Below are 14,985 nucleotides of genomic sequence, written 5' to 3' on the forward strand. Positions count from 1 at the left end.
GCCTGTTGGGCGCTCGGGGTGGGGCCGGCCCCGCCGGGGGGGGGGGCTCCCGCTGGGCCCCCCCCCCCCCGCCGGTCGGCCGACCGCATGCTTGCATATCTCGTCCGACGGTTGTTCGCCGTCGTAGTGATGCTGATGGTCGTCACCCTGACGACGCTCAGCATCTTCTTCCTCATCCCCAAGATGACCGGCAGCGACCCTGCCGTGATGTTCGTCGGCAAGCAGGCGGATCCGGCTGCCATCGAAGGTGTCCGGCAGAAGCTGGGCCTGGACGAGCCGATCCTGGTGCAGTTCTGGCACTTCGTCTCCGGAATCTTCGTCGGCCGCGACTACACCGGCGGCGGCAGCACCATCCACTGCGAGGCACCCTGCTTCGGCTACTCGTTCCGTACCGAGCAGGACGTCTCGGCGATGCTGGTCGACGCGTTCCCCGTCACCATCTCCATGGTCATCGGCGCCGCCGTGCTGTGGCTGGTCATGGGTGTCTCGACCGGTGTGGTCTCCGCGCTCAAGCGGGGCACCATCGTCGACCGCGCCGCGATGGTCACGGCCCTCGCCGGTGTCTCGCTCCCCATCTTCTTCACCGCCATGCTGGCGATGCTGATCTTCCGCACCCAACTGGGCTGGCTCAACGCCTCGTACGTACCGATCAGCGAGTCCTTCGGCAGCTGGTTCGGCGGACTGCTGCTGCCCTGGATCACCCTCGCGTTCCTGTACGCGGCGATGTACGCGCGGCTCACCCGCGCCACCATGCTGGAAGTCCTCGGCGAGGACTACATCCGTACGGCACGGGCCAAGGGTCTGCCGGAGCGGGTCGTGCTCGGCAAGCACGCCATGCGCTCCACGATGACCCCCATCCTGACCATCTTCGGCATGGACCTCGGTGCCCTCGTCGGCGGCGCGGTCCTGACCGAGACCGCGTTCAACCTCCAGGGCCTCGGCCAGATGGCGATCAAGGGAGTAACCGAGCGCGACCTTCCGCTGATCATGGCGGTCACGCTCATCACCGCGGCCGCCGTCGTCCTCGCCAACCTCGTGGTGGACCTTCTGTACGCGGTGATCGACCCCCGAGTGAGGCTCGCATGACGGACAAGCTGACCAAGACCGGCGCGGCGCTGGGAGAACCGGTCGCCTCCGGGAACGCCCCGTCCGACGCCTTCCTCGACGTCCGCGACCTGAAGATCCACTTCCCGACCGACGACGGTCTGGTCAAGTCCGTGGACGGGCTCACCTTCCAGCTGGAGAAGGGCAAGACCCTCGGCATCGTGGGCGAGTCCGGCTCGGGCAAGTCGGTGACCTCGCTCGGCATCATGGGTCTGCACACCGTCGGCCAGTACGGCCGGCAGAAGGCGCGGATCTCCGGCGAGATCTGGCTGAACGGCCGTGAGCTGCTCTCGGCGGACCCCGAAGAGGTCCGCCGGCTGCGCGGCCGCGACATGGCGATGATCTTCCAGGACCCGCTGTCCGCGATGCACCCGTACTACACCGTCGGCGCGCAGATCGTGGAGGCGTACCGGGTCCACCACCCGGTCGACAAGAAGACCGCCAAGAAGCGGGCCGTCGAACTCCTCGACCGGGTCGGCATCCCCGAGCCCGCCAAGCGCTTCGGCAACTACCCGCACGAGTTCTCCGGCGGTATGCGCCAGCGCGCGATGATCGCGATGGCGCTGGTCAACAACCCCGAACTGCTCATCGCGGACGAGCCGACCACCGCGCTCGACGTGACCGTGCAGGCGCAGATCCTCGACCTGATCCGGGACCTGCAGAAGGAGTTCGGCTCCGCGGTCGTCATCATCACGCACGACCTCGGCGTCGTCGCCGAGGTCGCCGACGACATCCTCGTGATGTACGGCGGGCGGTGCGTGGAGCGCGGACCGGCCGAGGCGGTCTTCTACGAGCCCCAGCACCCCTACACCTGGGGCCTGCTCGGCTCGATGCCGCGGATCGACCGGGAGCAGACCGAGCGGCTCATCCCGGTGAAGGGCAACCCGCCCAGCCTGATCAACGTGCCCAGCGGCTGTGCCTTCAACCCGCGATGCCCGTACGCGGACGTGCCCAAGGACGGCATCACGCGCACCGAGCGCCCCGAGCTGCGGCTCGCGCCGAGCGGTGAGGGCTCCGGCCGTCACTACTCCGCGTGCCACATGTCGCCGGAGGAGCGGACCCGGATCTGGACCGAAGAGATTGCGCCGAAGCTGTGAGCGACAACAAGACGACGGGGACGTCCCCCGAGCCCCTGCTCAAGGTCAACGGCCTGGTGAAGCACTTCCCGATCAAGAAGGGGCTGCTGCAGCGCCAGGTCGGGGCGGTCAAGGCGGTCGACGGCATCGACTTCGAGGTGTTTCCGGGCGAGACGCTCGGCGTCGTCGGTGAGTCGGGCTGCGGCAAGTCGACGATGGGCCGGCTGATCACGCGGCTGCTCGAACCGACGGGCGGTACGGTCGAGTTCGAGGGCGTGGACGTCTCGCACCTCGGTGTGGCCAAGATGCGCCCGCTGCGCCGCGACATCCAGATGATCTTCCAGGACCCGTACGGCTCGCTGAACCCGCGCCACACGGTCGGCTCGATCGTCTCGGCGCCGTTCAAGCTCCAGGGCGTGGAGCCCGAGGGCGGGGTCAAGAAGGAGGTCCAGCGCCTGCTCGGCCTGGTCGGCCTGAACCCGGAGCACTACAACCGCTACCCGCACGAGTTCTCGGGCGGTCAGCGCCAGCGCATCGGCATCGCGCGGGCGCTCGCCCTGAAGCCGAAGCTGGTCGTGGCCGACGAGCCGGTCTCGGCGCTGGACGTCTCGATCCAGGCGCAGGTGGTGAACCTCCTGGACGACCTCCAGGAGGAGCTGGGCCTCACGTACGTGATCATCGCCCACGACCTGTCGGTGATCCGGCACGTGTCGGACCGGATCGCGGTGATGTACCTCGGCAAGATCGTGGAGCTGGCGGACCGCAAGTCCCTCTACGAGTCGCCGATGCACCCGTACACCCGCGCGCTGATGTCGGCGGTCCCGATCCCGGACCCCCGCCGCAAGGGCGCGAAGAGCGAGCGCATCCTGCTGAAGGGCGACGTCCCGTCCCCGATCGCCCCGCCGCCGGGCTGCCGCTTCCACACCCGCTGCTGGAAGGCGACGGACGTCTGCAAGACGGTGGAGCCCCCGCTGGTGGAACTCCGCCCGGGCCAGCGCGTGGCCTGCCACCACCCGGAGAACGCGGAGGGCCTGACGGTGCCGTCGGCGAGGGAATCGGTGGAGGTGTCGATCACGAAGCCGGACGCGGTCGCGACGACGGAGGCCCTGGCGCCTGAGGCCGCCGCGAAGCCGGGGGCCCCCGAGGCCGAGGCCCAGGAGCCTGTCTCCAAGGAGGCGTCCGAGGGCGACGCGCCCAAGGCGTAGCCGGTACGCGAGGCCCCCGCTGCCGTGAGGCACGGGGGCTTCGTGCTGGGCGGGCAGGGAACGGGCACCGCCCCCGTGGGTTGTGCCCACCCTCCCCCTAGGACTTCGCCCTGGGGGGACCCCCAGCCCCAGCGGAACAGATGCCCACAACGGTTTCGGGGCGGCCCGCGGCGCGAAGCTGCCGCGGTCACGGAGGTCCCGGGCGTCAAGGGCGCGCGGGGCTTCGGGCCCCAGGGGGTTCGGGGGCGGAGCCCCCGGTCCCGTCAGGGTTTCGGGAAGGGGCGGGGTGGGGGATCCAACCCCACCCCCCGGCGCGACGCCGCCGCGCCGGGGCTCGGGCGGAGCCCCATCCACGGCCCCGCGCCCGCCCCCGCGTGGAACCGTCACAATGGTCGCCGTGTTCCACGATCTGTTCAGCCCCTCCGTACAACACGCCCTCGACCTCGTCGGCATCTTCGTCTTCGCCATCTCCGGCGCCCTCCTCGCCGTCCGCAAGAACTTCGACGTCTTCGGCATCGCCGTCCTCGCCGAGGTCACCGCCCTCGGCGGCGGCCTCCTGCGCGACATGATCATCGGCGCCGTACCCCCCGCCGCCTTCACCGATCTCGGCTACTTCCTCACGCCGCTCGTCGCCACGATCCTCGTCTTCTTCCTCCACCCCGAGGTCGAGCGCACCCAGACCGCCGTCAACGTCTTCGACGCCGCCGGCCTCGGCCTGTTCGCCGTCACCGGCACCATCAAGGCGTACGAGTACGGCCTCGGCCTCACCTCCTCCGCCGCGCTCGGTCTCGCGACCGCCGTCGGCGGCGGTGTCCTGCGCGACGTCCTCGCGAACGAGGTGCCGTCCCTCCTCCGCTGGGACCGTGACCTCTACGCCGTGCCCGCGATGGTCGGCGCCACGATGGTCGTCCTGTGCATCCGCTTCGACACCCTGAACGCGTTCACCAGCGGCGCCGCCGTCATCACGGCCTTCGTCCTCCGCCTCCTCGCGATGCGCTACCACTGGCGCGCGCCGCGCGCGTGGAACCGCCGCTCCTCCGCTCGCGAGGAGCCCGAAAAAGCTACCGCTCAGTAGTTTCCTGCTGTACCGTCGGAAGCATGAGCACGAGCATCGAGACGATCGCGGGGACGAGCGAGTTCGACCGCGACACCGCTGTCACCCTCCGCGCCCCGGGCGTCTACGACGCCGATCTCTCCGCCGGCTGGACGATCATCAGCGCCGTCAACGGCGGCTATCTCCTCGCCCTGCTCGGCCGCGCACTCGGTGACCACCTCCCGCACCCCGACCCGTTCACGATCTCGGCGCACTACCTCACGCCGTCCGTGCCCGGCCCCGCGGTGATCCGCACCGAGACCGTCCGCACCGGCCGCACGCTCTCCACCGGCCAGGCCTCCCTCTTCCAGTACGCCGAGGACGGCACCGAGGTCGAGCGCATCCGGGTCCTCGCCTCGTACGGAGACCTCGACGGGCTCCCCGACGACGTCCGCACCGCCGCCACGCCCCCGGCCATCGCGCCCATCGAGCACTGCTTCGGCCCCTCCGACGGCCCGCGCCCCCCGATCCCCGGCTCCAGCGCCATCACCGACCGGCTCGACCTCAAGCTCGACCCGGCCACCGTCGGCTGGGCGATCGGCGCGCCCTCCGGCAAGGGCGAGATGCGCGGCTGGTTCGGCCTCGCCGACGGCCGCGAGCCCGACGCGCTCTCCCTGCTCCTCACCGTCGACGCCCTGCCGCCGACCTCCTTCGAGCTGGGCCTCAAGGGCTGGACCCCGACCGTCGAGCTCACCACCCACATCCGCTGCCGCCCGGCCCCCGGCCCGCTGCGCGTCTCCATCACCACGCGCAACCTCGCGGGCGGCTTCCTGGAGGAGGACGCCGAGGTCTGGGACAGCGCGGACCGGCTCGTCGCCCAGTCCCGCCAGCTGGCCCGCGCCCCACGCGGCTGACCCCGCGCGGCTAACGTGAGCCGGTGAAGTCCGACCGACTCCTCTCCCTCCTGCTGCTGCTCCAGACCCGGGGCCTGGTCCCCGCCACGGAGCTCGCCGAGCGCCTCGAAGTCTCCGTACGCACCATCTACCGGGACGTCGAGGCGCTTTCGGCGTCCGGCATACCCGTGTACGCCGAACGCGGCCGGCACGGCGGCATAGCCCTCCTGCCCGGCTTCCGTACGGACGTCACGGGGTTGACGGCCGACGAGTCCCGCGCCCTGTTCGTGCTCGCCGCCCAGGGCGCCCACGAGGCCCTCGGTCTCGACCGGGCACTCGGCTCCGCCCTGCGCAAGGTGATGGCCGCCCTCCCCGAACCCCACAGGCCCGCCGCCGAACTGACCAGCCGCCGCATCCTGGTCGACCCGGACCGCTGGATGCGCACTCCTCTTCCAGCGGTGGACCTGGACGTCCTCAACCGGGCCGTCTTCGCCGACCGGCGCCTGCGGCTGCGGTACCGGAGCATCGGGGCGCCGGCCCCGAAGACGTACACGGTCGATCCGTACGGCCTCGTCGTGAAGGCGGGCGTCTGGTACCTGGTCGCCGACCGCCGTGGCGAGCCCCGGCTGTTCCGCGCGGACCGGGTGCACGGGGCCGAACTGCTCGACGACCCGGTGGAGCGCCGGGACGGCGTGGAGCTGGCCGAGGTGTGGGAGGTGCTGCGCCGCCGCGTCGAGGAGCGCCCCGCCGAGATCCTGGTCAGGGCCAGGGTCCACCGGGACCGGCTGGACCGCTTCCTCCGCCTCCACGGCGACCGCCTGACGTCGCCGCCCGGAGAGGCCGAGGGGGACTGGGCCGAAGTCGAACTCGCCTTCGCCGAACCGGGTGACACCCGCCCCCTCCTGGCCATGGGCGGCAGCGTGGAGGTCCTGGAACCGGAGGAGGTGCGAACGTTGCTGGCGCAGGCGGCGGAGGAGGTGGCGGCGCTGTATTCGAGCGCCGTTGCGGGCACAACCCCCGGCCCCGGTGCGCGTACGGTTCGCCCATCCCAGGCCCCGCCACCAGTGGCGTAAACCGGCCAGGGGCCCGAGGCACAGGACCGGCCTCGTAGAATCAAGAAACCATGGCTTACCTCGACCACGCCGCGACCACGCCCATGCTCCCCGAGGCGATCGAGGCGATGACCGCCCAGCTCGCCGTCACCGGCAACGCCTCCTCGCTGCACGCGGCCGGGCGGCACGCCCGGCGGACCGTCGAGGAGGCGCGTGAGACCCTCGCCGCCGCCCTGGGCGCCCGGCCCAGCGAGGTCGTCTTCACCTCCGGTGGCACCGAGGCCGACAACCTCGCCGTCAAGGGCCTGTACTGGGCCCGCCGCGACGCCGATCCGGCCCGTACGCGGGTCCTCGCGAGCCCCGTCGAGCACCACGCCGTGCTCGACGCCGTGGACTGGCTGGCCACGCACGAGGGCGCCACCGTCGAGTACCTCCCCGTCGACCGGTACGGCCGCGTCCACCCCGACGCGCTGCGCGAGGCGATCGCCCGCGAGCCGGAGACCGTCGCGCTCGCCACCGTCATGTGGGCGAACAACGAGATCGGCACGGTCATGCCGGTACGCGAACTCGCCGACGTCGCCCGTGAGTTCGGCGTGCCCCTGCACGCCGACGCGGTCCAGGCCTTCGGTCAGATCCCGGTCGACTTCGGTGCCTCCGGCCTCGCCGCCCTGACCGTCTCCGGCCACAAGATCGGCGGGCCCTACGGCATCGGCGCGCTGCTCCTGGGCCGCGAGTACAGCCCCGTACCCGTCCTGCACGGCGGCGGCCAGGAGCGCCACGTCCGCTCCGGCACCCTGGACGTGCCCGCCATCGCCGCGTTCGCCGTCGCCGGACGGCTCGCCGCCGAGCGGCGCGAGGAGTTCGCCCGGGAGATCGGCGCGCTGCGCGACGAGCTCGTCGCCGCCGTCCGCGCCGCCGTCCCCGACGCCGTCCTCGGCGGGGACCCGGTCGACCGGCTCCCCGCCAACGCCCACTTCACCTTCCCGGGCTGCGAGGGCGACTCCCTGCTCCTGCTGCTCGACGCCCAGGGCATCGAGTGCTCCACCGGCTCCGCCTGCACGGCCGGCGTCGCCCAGCCCAGCCACGTGCTGCTCGCCACCGGCACCGATCCGGACCTCGCCCGGGGCACCCTCCGCTTCACCCTCGGCCACACCTCCACCAAGGAGGACGTGGCGGCGGTGGCCGCGGCCATCGGCCCGGCCGTCGAGCGGGCCAGGACCGCGGGCCTCATGTGAGGACCCGCCCGCGGACTCACGCGGGCTTCTTCGAAGCCTCCCGCACGAGCTTCATGTAGCGGTCCCAGTCCCAGTGCGGCCCGGGGTCCGTGTGGTCGGTCCCGGGCACCTCGACGTGCCCGATGATGTGCTCCCGGTCCACGGGTATCCCGTACCGGGCGCAGATCCCGGCGGTCAGCCGCGCCGAGGACGCGTACATCGCCGCCGTGAAGTCCTGCGGCCGGTCGACGAAGCCCTCGTGCTCGATGCCGACGCTCCGCTCGTTCATGTCCCGGTTCCCGGCGTGGAAGGCGACGTCGAGCTCGCGGATCATCTGCGCGACATGACCGTCCTTACGGACGACGTAGTGCGTGGCGGCGCCGTGCCCCGGGTTCTTGAAGACCTTCAGGGCGCTCGCGTAGCTGCCCTGGACGACATGGATCACCACCCGGTCGATGGTGAAGTCGTCGGGCCGGTCCGCCCGCCGCCAGTTCGCGCGGGACGCGGCGGACCAGTCGGCCCCCTTGTGGTCGAGCTCGCCCTCGACCCGGTCCTTCTCCGTGCCGGGCAGCCGCCACCAGGCACGCGCCAGCTCGTCGCGGGCCAGCGCCGCCGTACCCAGGACGGCCGCGCCGCCGCCGAGCAGGACGGCTCGCCGCCCCACCCCCCGCTTCTTCTCGCTCCCCATGTGCAGGACAACGCTTACTGACGCGACCGCGGTTCCCGGAGCCCCGTACCCTGGTAGGGCTATGACTCAGACTCCCCAGCGCCGCCTCCGTGTCCTCGCCGCCATGTCCGGCGGTGTGGACTCCGCCGTCGCCGCCGCCCGCGCCGCCGAGGCCGGGCACGACGTCACCGGTGTCCACCTGGCGCTCTCCGCGAACCCGCAGTCCTTCCGCACCGGCGCCCGCGGCTGTTGCACCATCGAGGACTCCCGCGACGCCCGCCGGGCCGCCGACGTCATCGGCATCCCCTTCTACGTCTGGGACCTCGCCGAGCGGTTCCGCGAGGACGTCGTCGACGACTTCGTCGCGGAGTACGAGGCCGGCCGCACGCCCAACCCGTGCCTGCGCTGCAACGAGAAGATCAAGTTCGCGGCGCTGCTCGACAAGGCGCTCGCGCTCGGCTTCGACGCGGTCTGCACCGGCCACTACGCCACGGTCGTGCTGAACGAGGACGGCTCGCGCGAGCTGCACCGGGCGTCCGACATGGCCAAGGACCAGTCGTACGTCCTCGGCGTGCTGGACGAGAAGCAGCTCGCCCACGCGATGTTCCCGCTGGGCGACACCCTCACCACCAAGGACGAGATCCGGGCGGAGGCGGAGCGGCGCGGGCTCGCGGTGGCGAAGAAGCCCGACAGCCACGACATCTGCTTCATCGCCGACGGCGACACCCAGGGCTTCCTCGCCTCCCGGCTCGGCCGGGCGGAGGGCGACATCGTCGACGAGTCGGGTACGAAGGTGGGCACCCACGAGGGTGCGTACGGCTTCACCATCGGCCAGCGCAAGGGCCTGCGGATCGGCCACCCGGCGCCGGACGGCAAGCCGCGCTACGTCCTGGACATCTCGCCGGTGAACAACACGGTCACGGTCGGCCCGGTCGAGGCGCTCGACGTCACCGGTCTGACGGCGATCAAGCCCCGCTGGTGCGGCACGGCCCCGGAGGGCTCCGGCCGCTACACCGCCCAGCTGCGCGCCCACGGCGGCGAGACCGAGGTGACGGCCTCGCTGGAGGACGGCGAGCTGACGGTCTCCTTCGACGAGCCCGTCCGCGGGGTCGCGCCCGGCCAGGCGATCGTGCTGTACGACGGCACGCGCGTGGTGGGCTCGGCGACGATCGCGACGACGCTTCGGCGCACGGAGGCGGCGACGGCCTGAGGGCCGAGAGCCTGGCGTACGGCGCCGGCGCGGCGGGTCGGTCGTGCCGGCGGCGCCGCCGTCGAGTCCGGGTGCCGGGGCATGCCCCGCTCAGTCCTCCTCGAAGAACTCCTCCAGGACCGGCGCCAGGATGTGCGGCCCCACCTCATGGGTCTGGCCCGTCAGCGTGCGGTGGCGGCCCCGGGGGAGGGCTGTGGAGACCGCGAGTGCCGCCCGGCGCGTCCGGGCGGGGCTCGCGCCGCCGTCGACGACGAGCACGCGCGCGTGGACCCGCCTCAGGCGCGCGGCCGGCACGGTTCCGTCGCCCAGGACCGCGTGGTCGTACGCGAGGGTGTGCGCCACGGCCCTCAGCTGCGGCCGCATGTGCGCCGGCTCCGCCGTCTCCGTCAGGAACAGCTCGAGGGCGGCGCCCCGCTGCCCCCGGTCCAGCAGACCGGCCAGCCGCCGCCGATGCGCCGCGAACGTCTCACGCGCCCCGGCCTCCGTCGAGAACGGCGGCTCGAAGACCGACAGCCGGTCGATCGGCAGCCCGGCGGCCGCCGCGGCGAGGGCCAGCGCCCCGCCCGACGCGATGCCGTGGACGAAGGCCCGGCCGCCGGCCTCGTCGATCAGGGCCGCCAGATCGTCGATCTCCCGCTGCACGCCGTACGGCCCGGTGTCGCCGCTCGCGCCGCGCCCCCGCCGGTCGTAGGTCGTGACCGCGAAGCGAGGGGCGAGCAGGTCGGCCAGCGGCCGCTCGGTCTCGGCCGTGCACAGGGCGCCGCTCACCAGGATCACCGGCGCCCCCTCTCCGCGCCGCTCGTACGCGATCCGCGTCCCGTCCGCGGACCTGACCCGCCCCCGGACCCTGCTCAGAGTGCCGCTCATCTCGTCCATGAGGGTGTTGACCGGAGCCGCTCCCGGAACTCATCGGTCTCCGCGGGGAATTCCTCAGGGAAACACCGGCGGCTCCGAGGCCGGGACCGCGTGACCGCCCTGGGCGATTCCCATGCCCTGTGCGCCGCATACGGTGGGCTCCATGAACATCTGCGTCTTCCTCTCCGCCGCCGATCTCGACGAGCGCTACACCGCCCCCGCCCGCGACTTCGCGGAACGCCTCGGCAAGGCCGGGCACACCCTGGTCTGGGGCGGCTCCGACGTCGGTCTGATGAAGGTCGTCGCGGACGGCGTGCAGGAGACGGGCGGGCGGCTCGTCGGCATCTCGGTCGACTTCCTGGCCGCCAAGGCCCGTCCGGGCGCGGACGAGATGATCATCGCCAAGGACCTCGCCGAGCGGAAGGCGCTGCTTCTGGCCAAGTCCGACGCGATCGTGGTCATGGTCGGCGGCACGGGCACCCTCGACGAGGCCACCGAGGTCCTGGAGCTGCGGAAGCACGGCAAGCACACCAAGCCGGTGGTGCTGCTGAACACGGCCGGGTTCTACGACGGTCTGAAGGCCCAGTTCCACCGCATGGAGGACGAGGGCTTCCTGCCGCTGCCCCTCACCGACCTCGTCTTCTTCGCGGAGGACGCCGTGTCCGCTCTCGCCTACCTGGAGGCCACGACCGGCGTCCGGTGATGCGAGCATGGGTCCCATGGCTACACATGTGATCACCGGGGCGGGGTCCGGCATCGGCGCGGCCGTCGCCCGTCGTCTCCACGCGCGCGGGGACGAGCTCGTGCTCCACGCGCGTGACGCCGGACGGGCCAAGGAGCTCGCCGCCGAGTTCCCCGGCGCCAGGACCCTCGTCGGGGACCTCGCCGATCCCGACCGGCTCTCCTGGGCGTTCTCGCACCAGAGCCTGCCCGAGCGGGTCGACACCCTCCTGCACATCGCGGGCGTGGTCGACCTCGGGCCGGTCGGCGAGCTCACCCCGAAGACCTGGCGCCACCAGCTCAACGTCAACCTCGTCGCCCCCGCCGAACTGACCCGGCACTTCCTGCCCCAGCTGCGGGTCTCCCAGGGGCACGTGGTGTTCGTCAACTCCGGCGCCGGGCTGAACGCCCACGCCGAATGGAGCGCCTACGCCGCCTCCAAGCACGGTCTGAAGGCGCTCGCCGACTCCCTGCGCCACGAGGAGCACGGCAACGGGGTGCGGGTCACCTCGGTCTACCCGGGGCGCACAGCCAGCCCCATGCAGGCGAAGGTGCACGCGCAGGAGGGCAAGGAGTACGACCCCTCGAAGTGGATCGATCCGGAGTCCGTCGCGACGGCGATCATCACGGCCATCGACCTGCCGCGCGACGCCGAGATCAACGACCTGACCGTCCGTCCGGGACGGTAGGAACGGTGACCGAGAACCAGAAGTTCGTCTGGGGGCCCGCCACCGGCGTCGGCTCCCTGCCCGGGGGCGACGCCCGGGAGGCGGCCAGGACCGTCACCGGCTCCTTCGAGGACTTCCCCTTCCTGGCGGAGCTCCCGGCCCGTGGGCCCGGCGCCGACATGATCGGGCGGACCATCGGGATGCTCGTCGAGATGTACGCGCACGTGGAGCCGAGCGGGTGGCGGGTCAGCGACCGGCCCGGCCGGGACACCCGGCGGGCCCGCTCCTGGCTCGGCGAGGACCTCGACGCCCTGGAGGAGTTCACCCAGGGCTACGAGGGCCCGCTCAAGGTCCAGGCCGTGGGCCCGTGGACGCTCGCCGCGGCGCTCGAACTGCGCGGCGGCGAGGCCGCCCTCGGCGACCCCGGCGCCTGCCGGGACCTCACCGGGTCCTTCGCCGAGGGTCTCCGCGCCCACCTCGCCGAGCTGCGCAGGCGGGTCCCCGGCGCCCGGCTCGTCCTCCAGCTCGACGAGCCCTCCCTCACGGCCGTCCTGCGCGGCCATGTCCGTACCGCGAGCGGCTACCGCACGTACCGCGCCGTCGACCGGCAGGTCGTCGAGAGCGCCCTGCGCGAGGTGATCGCGGTCCACGACGGCCCGGTCGTCGTGCACTCCTGCGCCCCTGACGTGCCGTTCGGGCTGCTGCGGCGGGCCGGCGTCGACGGGGTCTCGTTCGACTTCGGGCTCCTCACCGAACGTGACGAGGAGCCGATCGGCGAGGCCGTCGAGTCCGGCACCAAGCTCTTCGTGGGCGTGGTGCCGTCCACCGACACGGCATTGTCGGACCCGGGCGGTAGCGTCATGGGTGTCAGGACGCTGTGGCGCAGGCTGGGGCTGAATCCGGGGACTCTCGCCGAGTCCGTCGTGGTCACCCCGACGTGCGGGCTGGCGGGTGCTTCGCCGGCGTACGCCCGGGCGGCGCTCGCCCACTGCGTCCGGGCGGCGAGATCGCTCGCGGACAACCCTGAGTGACTTCGGTCAAGGCAACGGGAGGACGAGTAACGGTGGCAGTCGAACAGGGGGCCCTGCCCGCCGAGGCACGGGAGAAGCACGCCGAGCTGGCCGAGCAGGTCGAGGAGCACCGCTTCCGGTACTACGTGAAGGACCAGCCGGTCATCAGCGACGGCGAGTTCGACAAGCTGCTGCGCGCCCTGGAGGCGCTGGAGGAGGAGTATCCCGAGCTGCGCACGCCGGACTCGCCGACCCAGAAGGTCGCGGGGGACTACGAGACGGGTCTGGCCAAGGTCGACCACCGCGAGCGCATGTACTCGCTGGACAACGCCTTCGACGACGCCGAGTTGTCCGCCTGGGCCGAGCGGGTCGCCAAGGACGTCGGCACGTCCGACTACCACTTCCTGTGCGAGCTCAAGGTCGACGGCCTCGCGATCAACCTGACGTACGAGAAGGGCCGGCTCACCAGGGCGGCGACCCGGGGCACCGGCGTCACCGGCGAGGACATCACGCCCAACGCCCGGACCATCCAGGGCATCCCGGACCGGCTGTCCGGCGACCGCGTCCCCGATCTCGTGGAGATCCGGGGCGAGGTCTACTTCCCGATGGAGGCCTTCGCGGACCTCAACGCCCGCCGGGTCGCGGCCGGTGAGCAGCCGTACGCCAACCCGCGGAACTCCGCGTCCGGTTCGCTGCGGCAGAAGGACCCGAGGGTCACGGCGACGCTCCCGCTCCGCATGGTCGTGCACGGCATCGGCGCCCGGGAGGGCTTCGCCATCGACCGCCTCAGCCAGGCCTACGACCTGCTGCGCGAGTGGGGCCTGCCGACCGCCCGGCACAACAGGGTGGTCGGTTCGCTCGAGGAGGTACGGGAGTTCATCGCGTACTTCGGCGAGAACCGGCACTCCGTGGAGCACGAGATCGACGGGGTCGTCGTCAAGCTGGACGAGATCCCGCTCCAGGGCAGGCTGGGCTCCACCGCGCGCGCCCCGCGCTGGGCGATCGCCTGGAAGTACGCGCCGGAGGAGGTCAACACCAAGCTCGTCGACATCAAGGTCGGCGTCGGCCGGACGGGCCGGGTCACTCCGTACGCGCAGGTGGAGCCGGTCACGGTCGCGGGCTCCGAGGTCGAGTTCGCCACCCTCCACAACCAGGAGGTGGTGAAGGCCAAGGGCGTGCTGATCGGGGACACGGTCGTGCTGCGCAAGGCCGGTGACGTCATTCCGGAGATCCTCGGCCCGGTCGCCGATCTCCGGGACGGCACCGAGCGGGAGTTCGTGATGCCGGCCGAGTGCCCCGAGTGCGGGACGGCGCTGCGGGCCATGAAGGAGGGCGACATCGATCTGCGCTGCCCCAACGCGCGGACCTGCCCTGCCCAGTTGCGTGAACGTCTCTTCTATCTGGCCGGCCGCGAGTGCCTGGACATCGAGAACTTCGGCTCGGTCGCCGCGGCGGCACTGACCCGCCCGCTCGAGCCGGCCGAGCCGCCGCTGGTCGACGAGGGCGATCTCTTCGACCTCACCATCGAGCAGCTGCTGCCCATCAAGGCGTACGTCCTCGACCAGGACAGCGGGCTGCCCAAGCGGGACCCGAAGACCGGCGAGGAGAAGGTCGTCACCGTCTTCGCCAACCAGAAGGGCGAGCCGAAGAAGAACGCGCTCGCGATGCTGGCGAACATCGAGGCGGCCAGGACGCGGCCGCTGGCCCGGTTCATCAACGGTCTGTCGATCCGTCATGTCGGGCCGGTGGCCGCCCAGGCGCTGGCGCGCGAGTTCCGTTCCCTGGAGCGGATCGAGCAGGCGACCGAGGAGGAGCTGGCGGCCGTCGACGGGGTCGGTGGGATCATCGCGACCGCGGTGAAGGACTGGTTCTCCGAGGAGTGGCACCGGGAGATCGTGCGCAAGTGGCGCGCGGCCGGGGTCCTGTTCGAGGACCAGGGCGCCGGCGAGGAGCAGGGGCCGCGTCCGCTGGAGGGTCTGACGGTCGTCGTGACCGGCACGCTCGAGAACTTCACCAGGGATGGCGCAAAAGAGTCGCTCCAGAACCTCGGAGCGAAGGTGACCGGTTCCGTTTCGAAGAAGACCGACTTCGTGGTCGTCGGTGACAACCCGGGTTCCAAGTACGACAAGGCGATGCAACTGAAGGTTCCGGTTCTGAACGAGGACGGCTTCGCGGTGCTGCTCGCGCAGGGTCCCGACGCCGCTCGGGAGGCGGCGGTGCCGGCCGAAGGGTAGGCGCGGAACGTCACCCGTTCGGCGCATACCAGATCGTTACGGGT

General features: G+C 72.0%; 14 protein-coding genes. 12 read left to right on the top strand and 2 right to left on the bottom strand.

Annotation, left to right across the window (positions count from 1 at the left end; genetic code table 11):
- Positions 1-87 precede the first annotated feature (87 nt).
- The 7 genes from ACFV9D_RS03615 to ACFV9D_RS03645 all read left to right on the top strand — a co-directional run bounded on the left by ACFV9D_RS03615 (position 88) and on the right by ACFV9D_RS03645 (position 7,598).
- A complete protein-coding gene (locus ACFV9D_RS03615) occupies positions 88-1,086 on the top strand; it encodes an ABC transporter permease (RefSeq protein ID WP_385140248.1) in 999 nt (332 codons plus the stop codon).
- Complete coding sequence (locus ACFV9D_RS03620) at positions 1,083-2,201, top strand: ABC transporter ATP-binding protein (RefSeq protein WP_385140251.1); 1,119 nt, start codon at positions 1,083-1,085, stop codon at positions 2,199-2,201. Before ACFV9D_RS03615 ends, ACFV9D_RS03620 begins: the two co-directional genes overlap by 4 nt.
- On the top strand, positions 2,198-3,385 hold the full coding sequence (locus ACFV9D_RS03625; protein WP_385140254.1) for an ABC transporter ATP-binding protein: 1,188 nt from the start codon (positions 2,198-2,200) through the stop codon (positions 3,383-3,385). Before ACFV9D_RS03620 ends, ACFV9D_RS03625 begins: the two co-directional genes overlap by 4 nt.
- A gap of 388 nt (positions 3,386-3,773) precedes the next feature.
- On the top strand, positions 3,774-4,460 hold the full coding sequence (locus ACFV9D_RS03630; protein WP_385140255.1) for a trimeric intracellular cation channel family protein: 687 nt from the start codon (positions 3,774-3,776) through the stop codon (positions 4,458-4,460).
- Between the two features lie 23 nt (positions 4,461-4,483).
- Complete coding sequence (locus ACFV9D_RS03635; protein ID WP_385140257.1) at positions 4,484-5,332, top strand: thioesterase family protein; 849 nt, start codon at positions 4,484-4,486, stop codon at positions 5,330-5,332.
- A 23-nt stretch (positions 5,333-5,355) separates the two neighbouring features.
- Positions 5,356-6,384 (top strand): helix-turn-helix transcriptional regulator, encoded by a 1,029-nt coding sequence (locus ACFV9D_RS03640; RefSeq protein ID WP_385140259.1) that lies wholly within the window; start codon positions 5,356-5,358, stop codon positions 6,382-6,384.
- Positions 6,385-6,434: 50 nt separating this feature from the next.
- Entirely contained in the window at positions 6,435-7,598 is a 1,164-nt protein-coding gene (locus tag ACFV9D_RS03645) for a cysteine desulfurase family protein (RefSeq protein ID WP_385140262.1), read from the top strand.
- Positions 7,599-7,614: 16 nt separating this feature from the next.
- Here ACFV9D_RS03645 and ACFV9D_RS03650 read toward each other — a convergent pair whose 3' ends face one another.
- Positions 7,615-8,265 carry an N-acetylmuramoyl-L-alanine amidase gene (locus ACFV9D_RS03650; protein WP_385140265.1) on the bottom strand — a complete coding sequence of 217 codons (651 nt, stop codon included), beginning with the start codon at positions 8,263-8,265 and terminating at the stop codon, positions 7,615-7,617.
- Positions 8,266-8,326: 61 nt separating this feature from the next.
- Here ACFV9D_RS03650 and mnmA point away from each other — a divergent pair, with 61 nt between their 5' ends.
- Positions 8,327-9,454 (top strand): tRNA 2-thiouridine(34) synthase MnmA, encoded by a 1,128-nt coding sequence (gene mnmA / locus ACFV9D_RS03655; protein ID WP_385140268.1) that lies wholly within the window; start codon positions 8,327-8,329, stop codon positions 9,452-9,454.
- Between the two features lie 90 nt (positions 9,455-9,544).
- Here the strand turns inward: mnmA and ACFV9D_RS03660 are convergent, their stop codons facing one another.
- Positions 9,545-10,330, bottom strand: a complete 786-nt coding sequence (locus ACFV9D_RS03660; protein ID WP_385140270.1) for an alpha/beta fold hydrolase — start codon at positions 10,328-10,330, stop codon at positions 9,545-9,547.
- A 142-nt stretch (positions 10,331-10,472) separates the two neighbouring features.
- On the opposite strand from ACFV9D_RS03660, the gene ACFV9D_RS03665 reads away from it, so the two are divergent.
- The 4 genes from ACFV9D_RS03665 to ligA are packed head-to-tail and all read left to right on the top strand — an operon-like array spanning position 10,473 to position 14,941.
- Positions 10,473-11,012, top strand: a complete 540-nt coding sequence (locus ACFV9D_RS03665; RefSeq protein ID WP_385140273.1) for a TIGR00730 family Rossman fold protein — start codon at positions 10,473-10,475, stop codon at positions 11,010-11,012.
- Positions 11,013-11,019: 7 nt separating this feature from the next.
- Positions 11,020-11,718 (top strand): SDR family oxidoreductase, encoded by a 699-nt coding sequence (locus ACFV9D_RS03670; protein WP_385140275.1) that lies wholly within the window; start codon positions 11,020-11,022, stop codon positions 11,716-11,718.
- A gap of 5 nt (positions 11,719-11,723) precedes the next feature.
- Complete coding sequence (locus ACFV9D_RS03675) at positions 11,724-12,728, top strand: methionine synthase (RefSeq protein WP_385140277.1); 1,005 nt, start codon at positions 11,724-11,726, stop codon at positions 12,726-12,728.
- Between the two features lie 32 nt (positions 12,729-12,760).
- Positions 12,761-14,941, top strand: coding sequence for an NAD-dependent DNA ligase LigA (gene ligA, locus ACFV9D_RS03680; RefSeq protein WP_385140279.1), 2,181 nt, complete (start codon positions 12,761-12,763; stop codon positions 14,939-14,941).
- The last annotated feature ends 44 nt before the right edge of the window (positions 14,942-14,985 follow it).

Source organism: Streptomyces sp. NPDC059875, from assembly GCF_042731085.1.
In the GTDB taxonomy this organism is placed as follows: domain Bacteria; phylum Actinomycetota; class Actinomycetes; order Streptomycetales; family Streptomycetaceae; genus Streptomyces.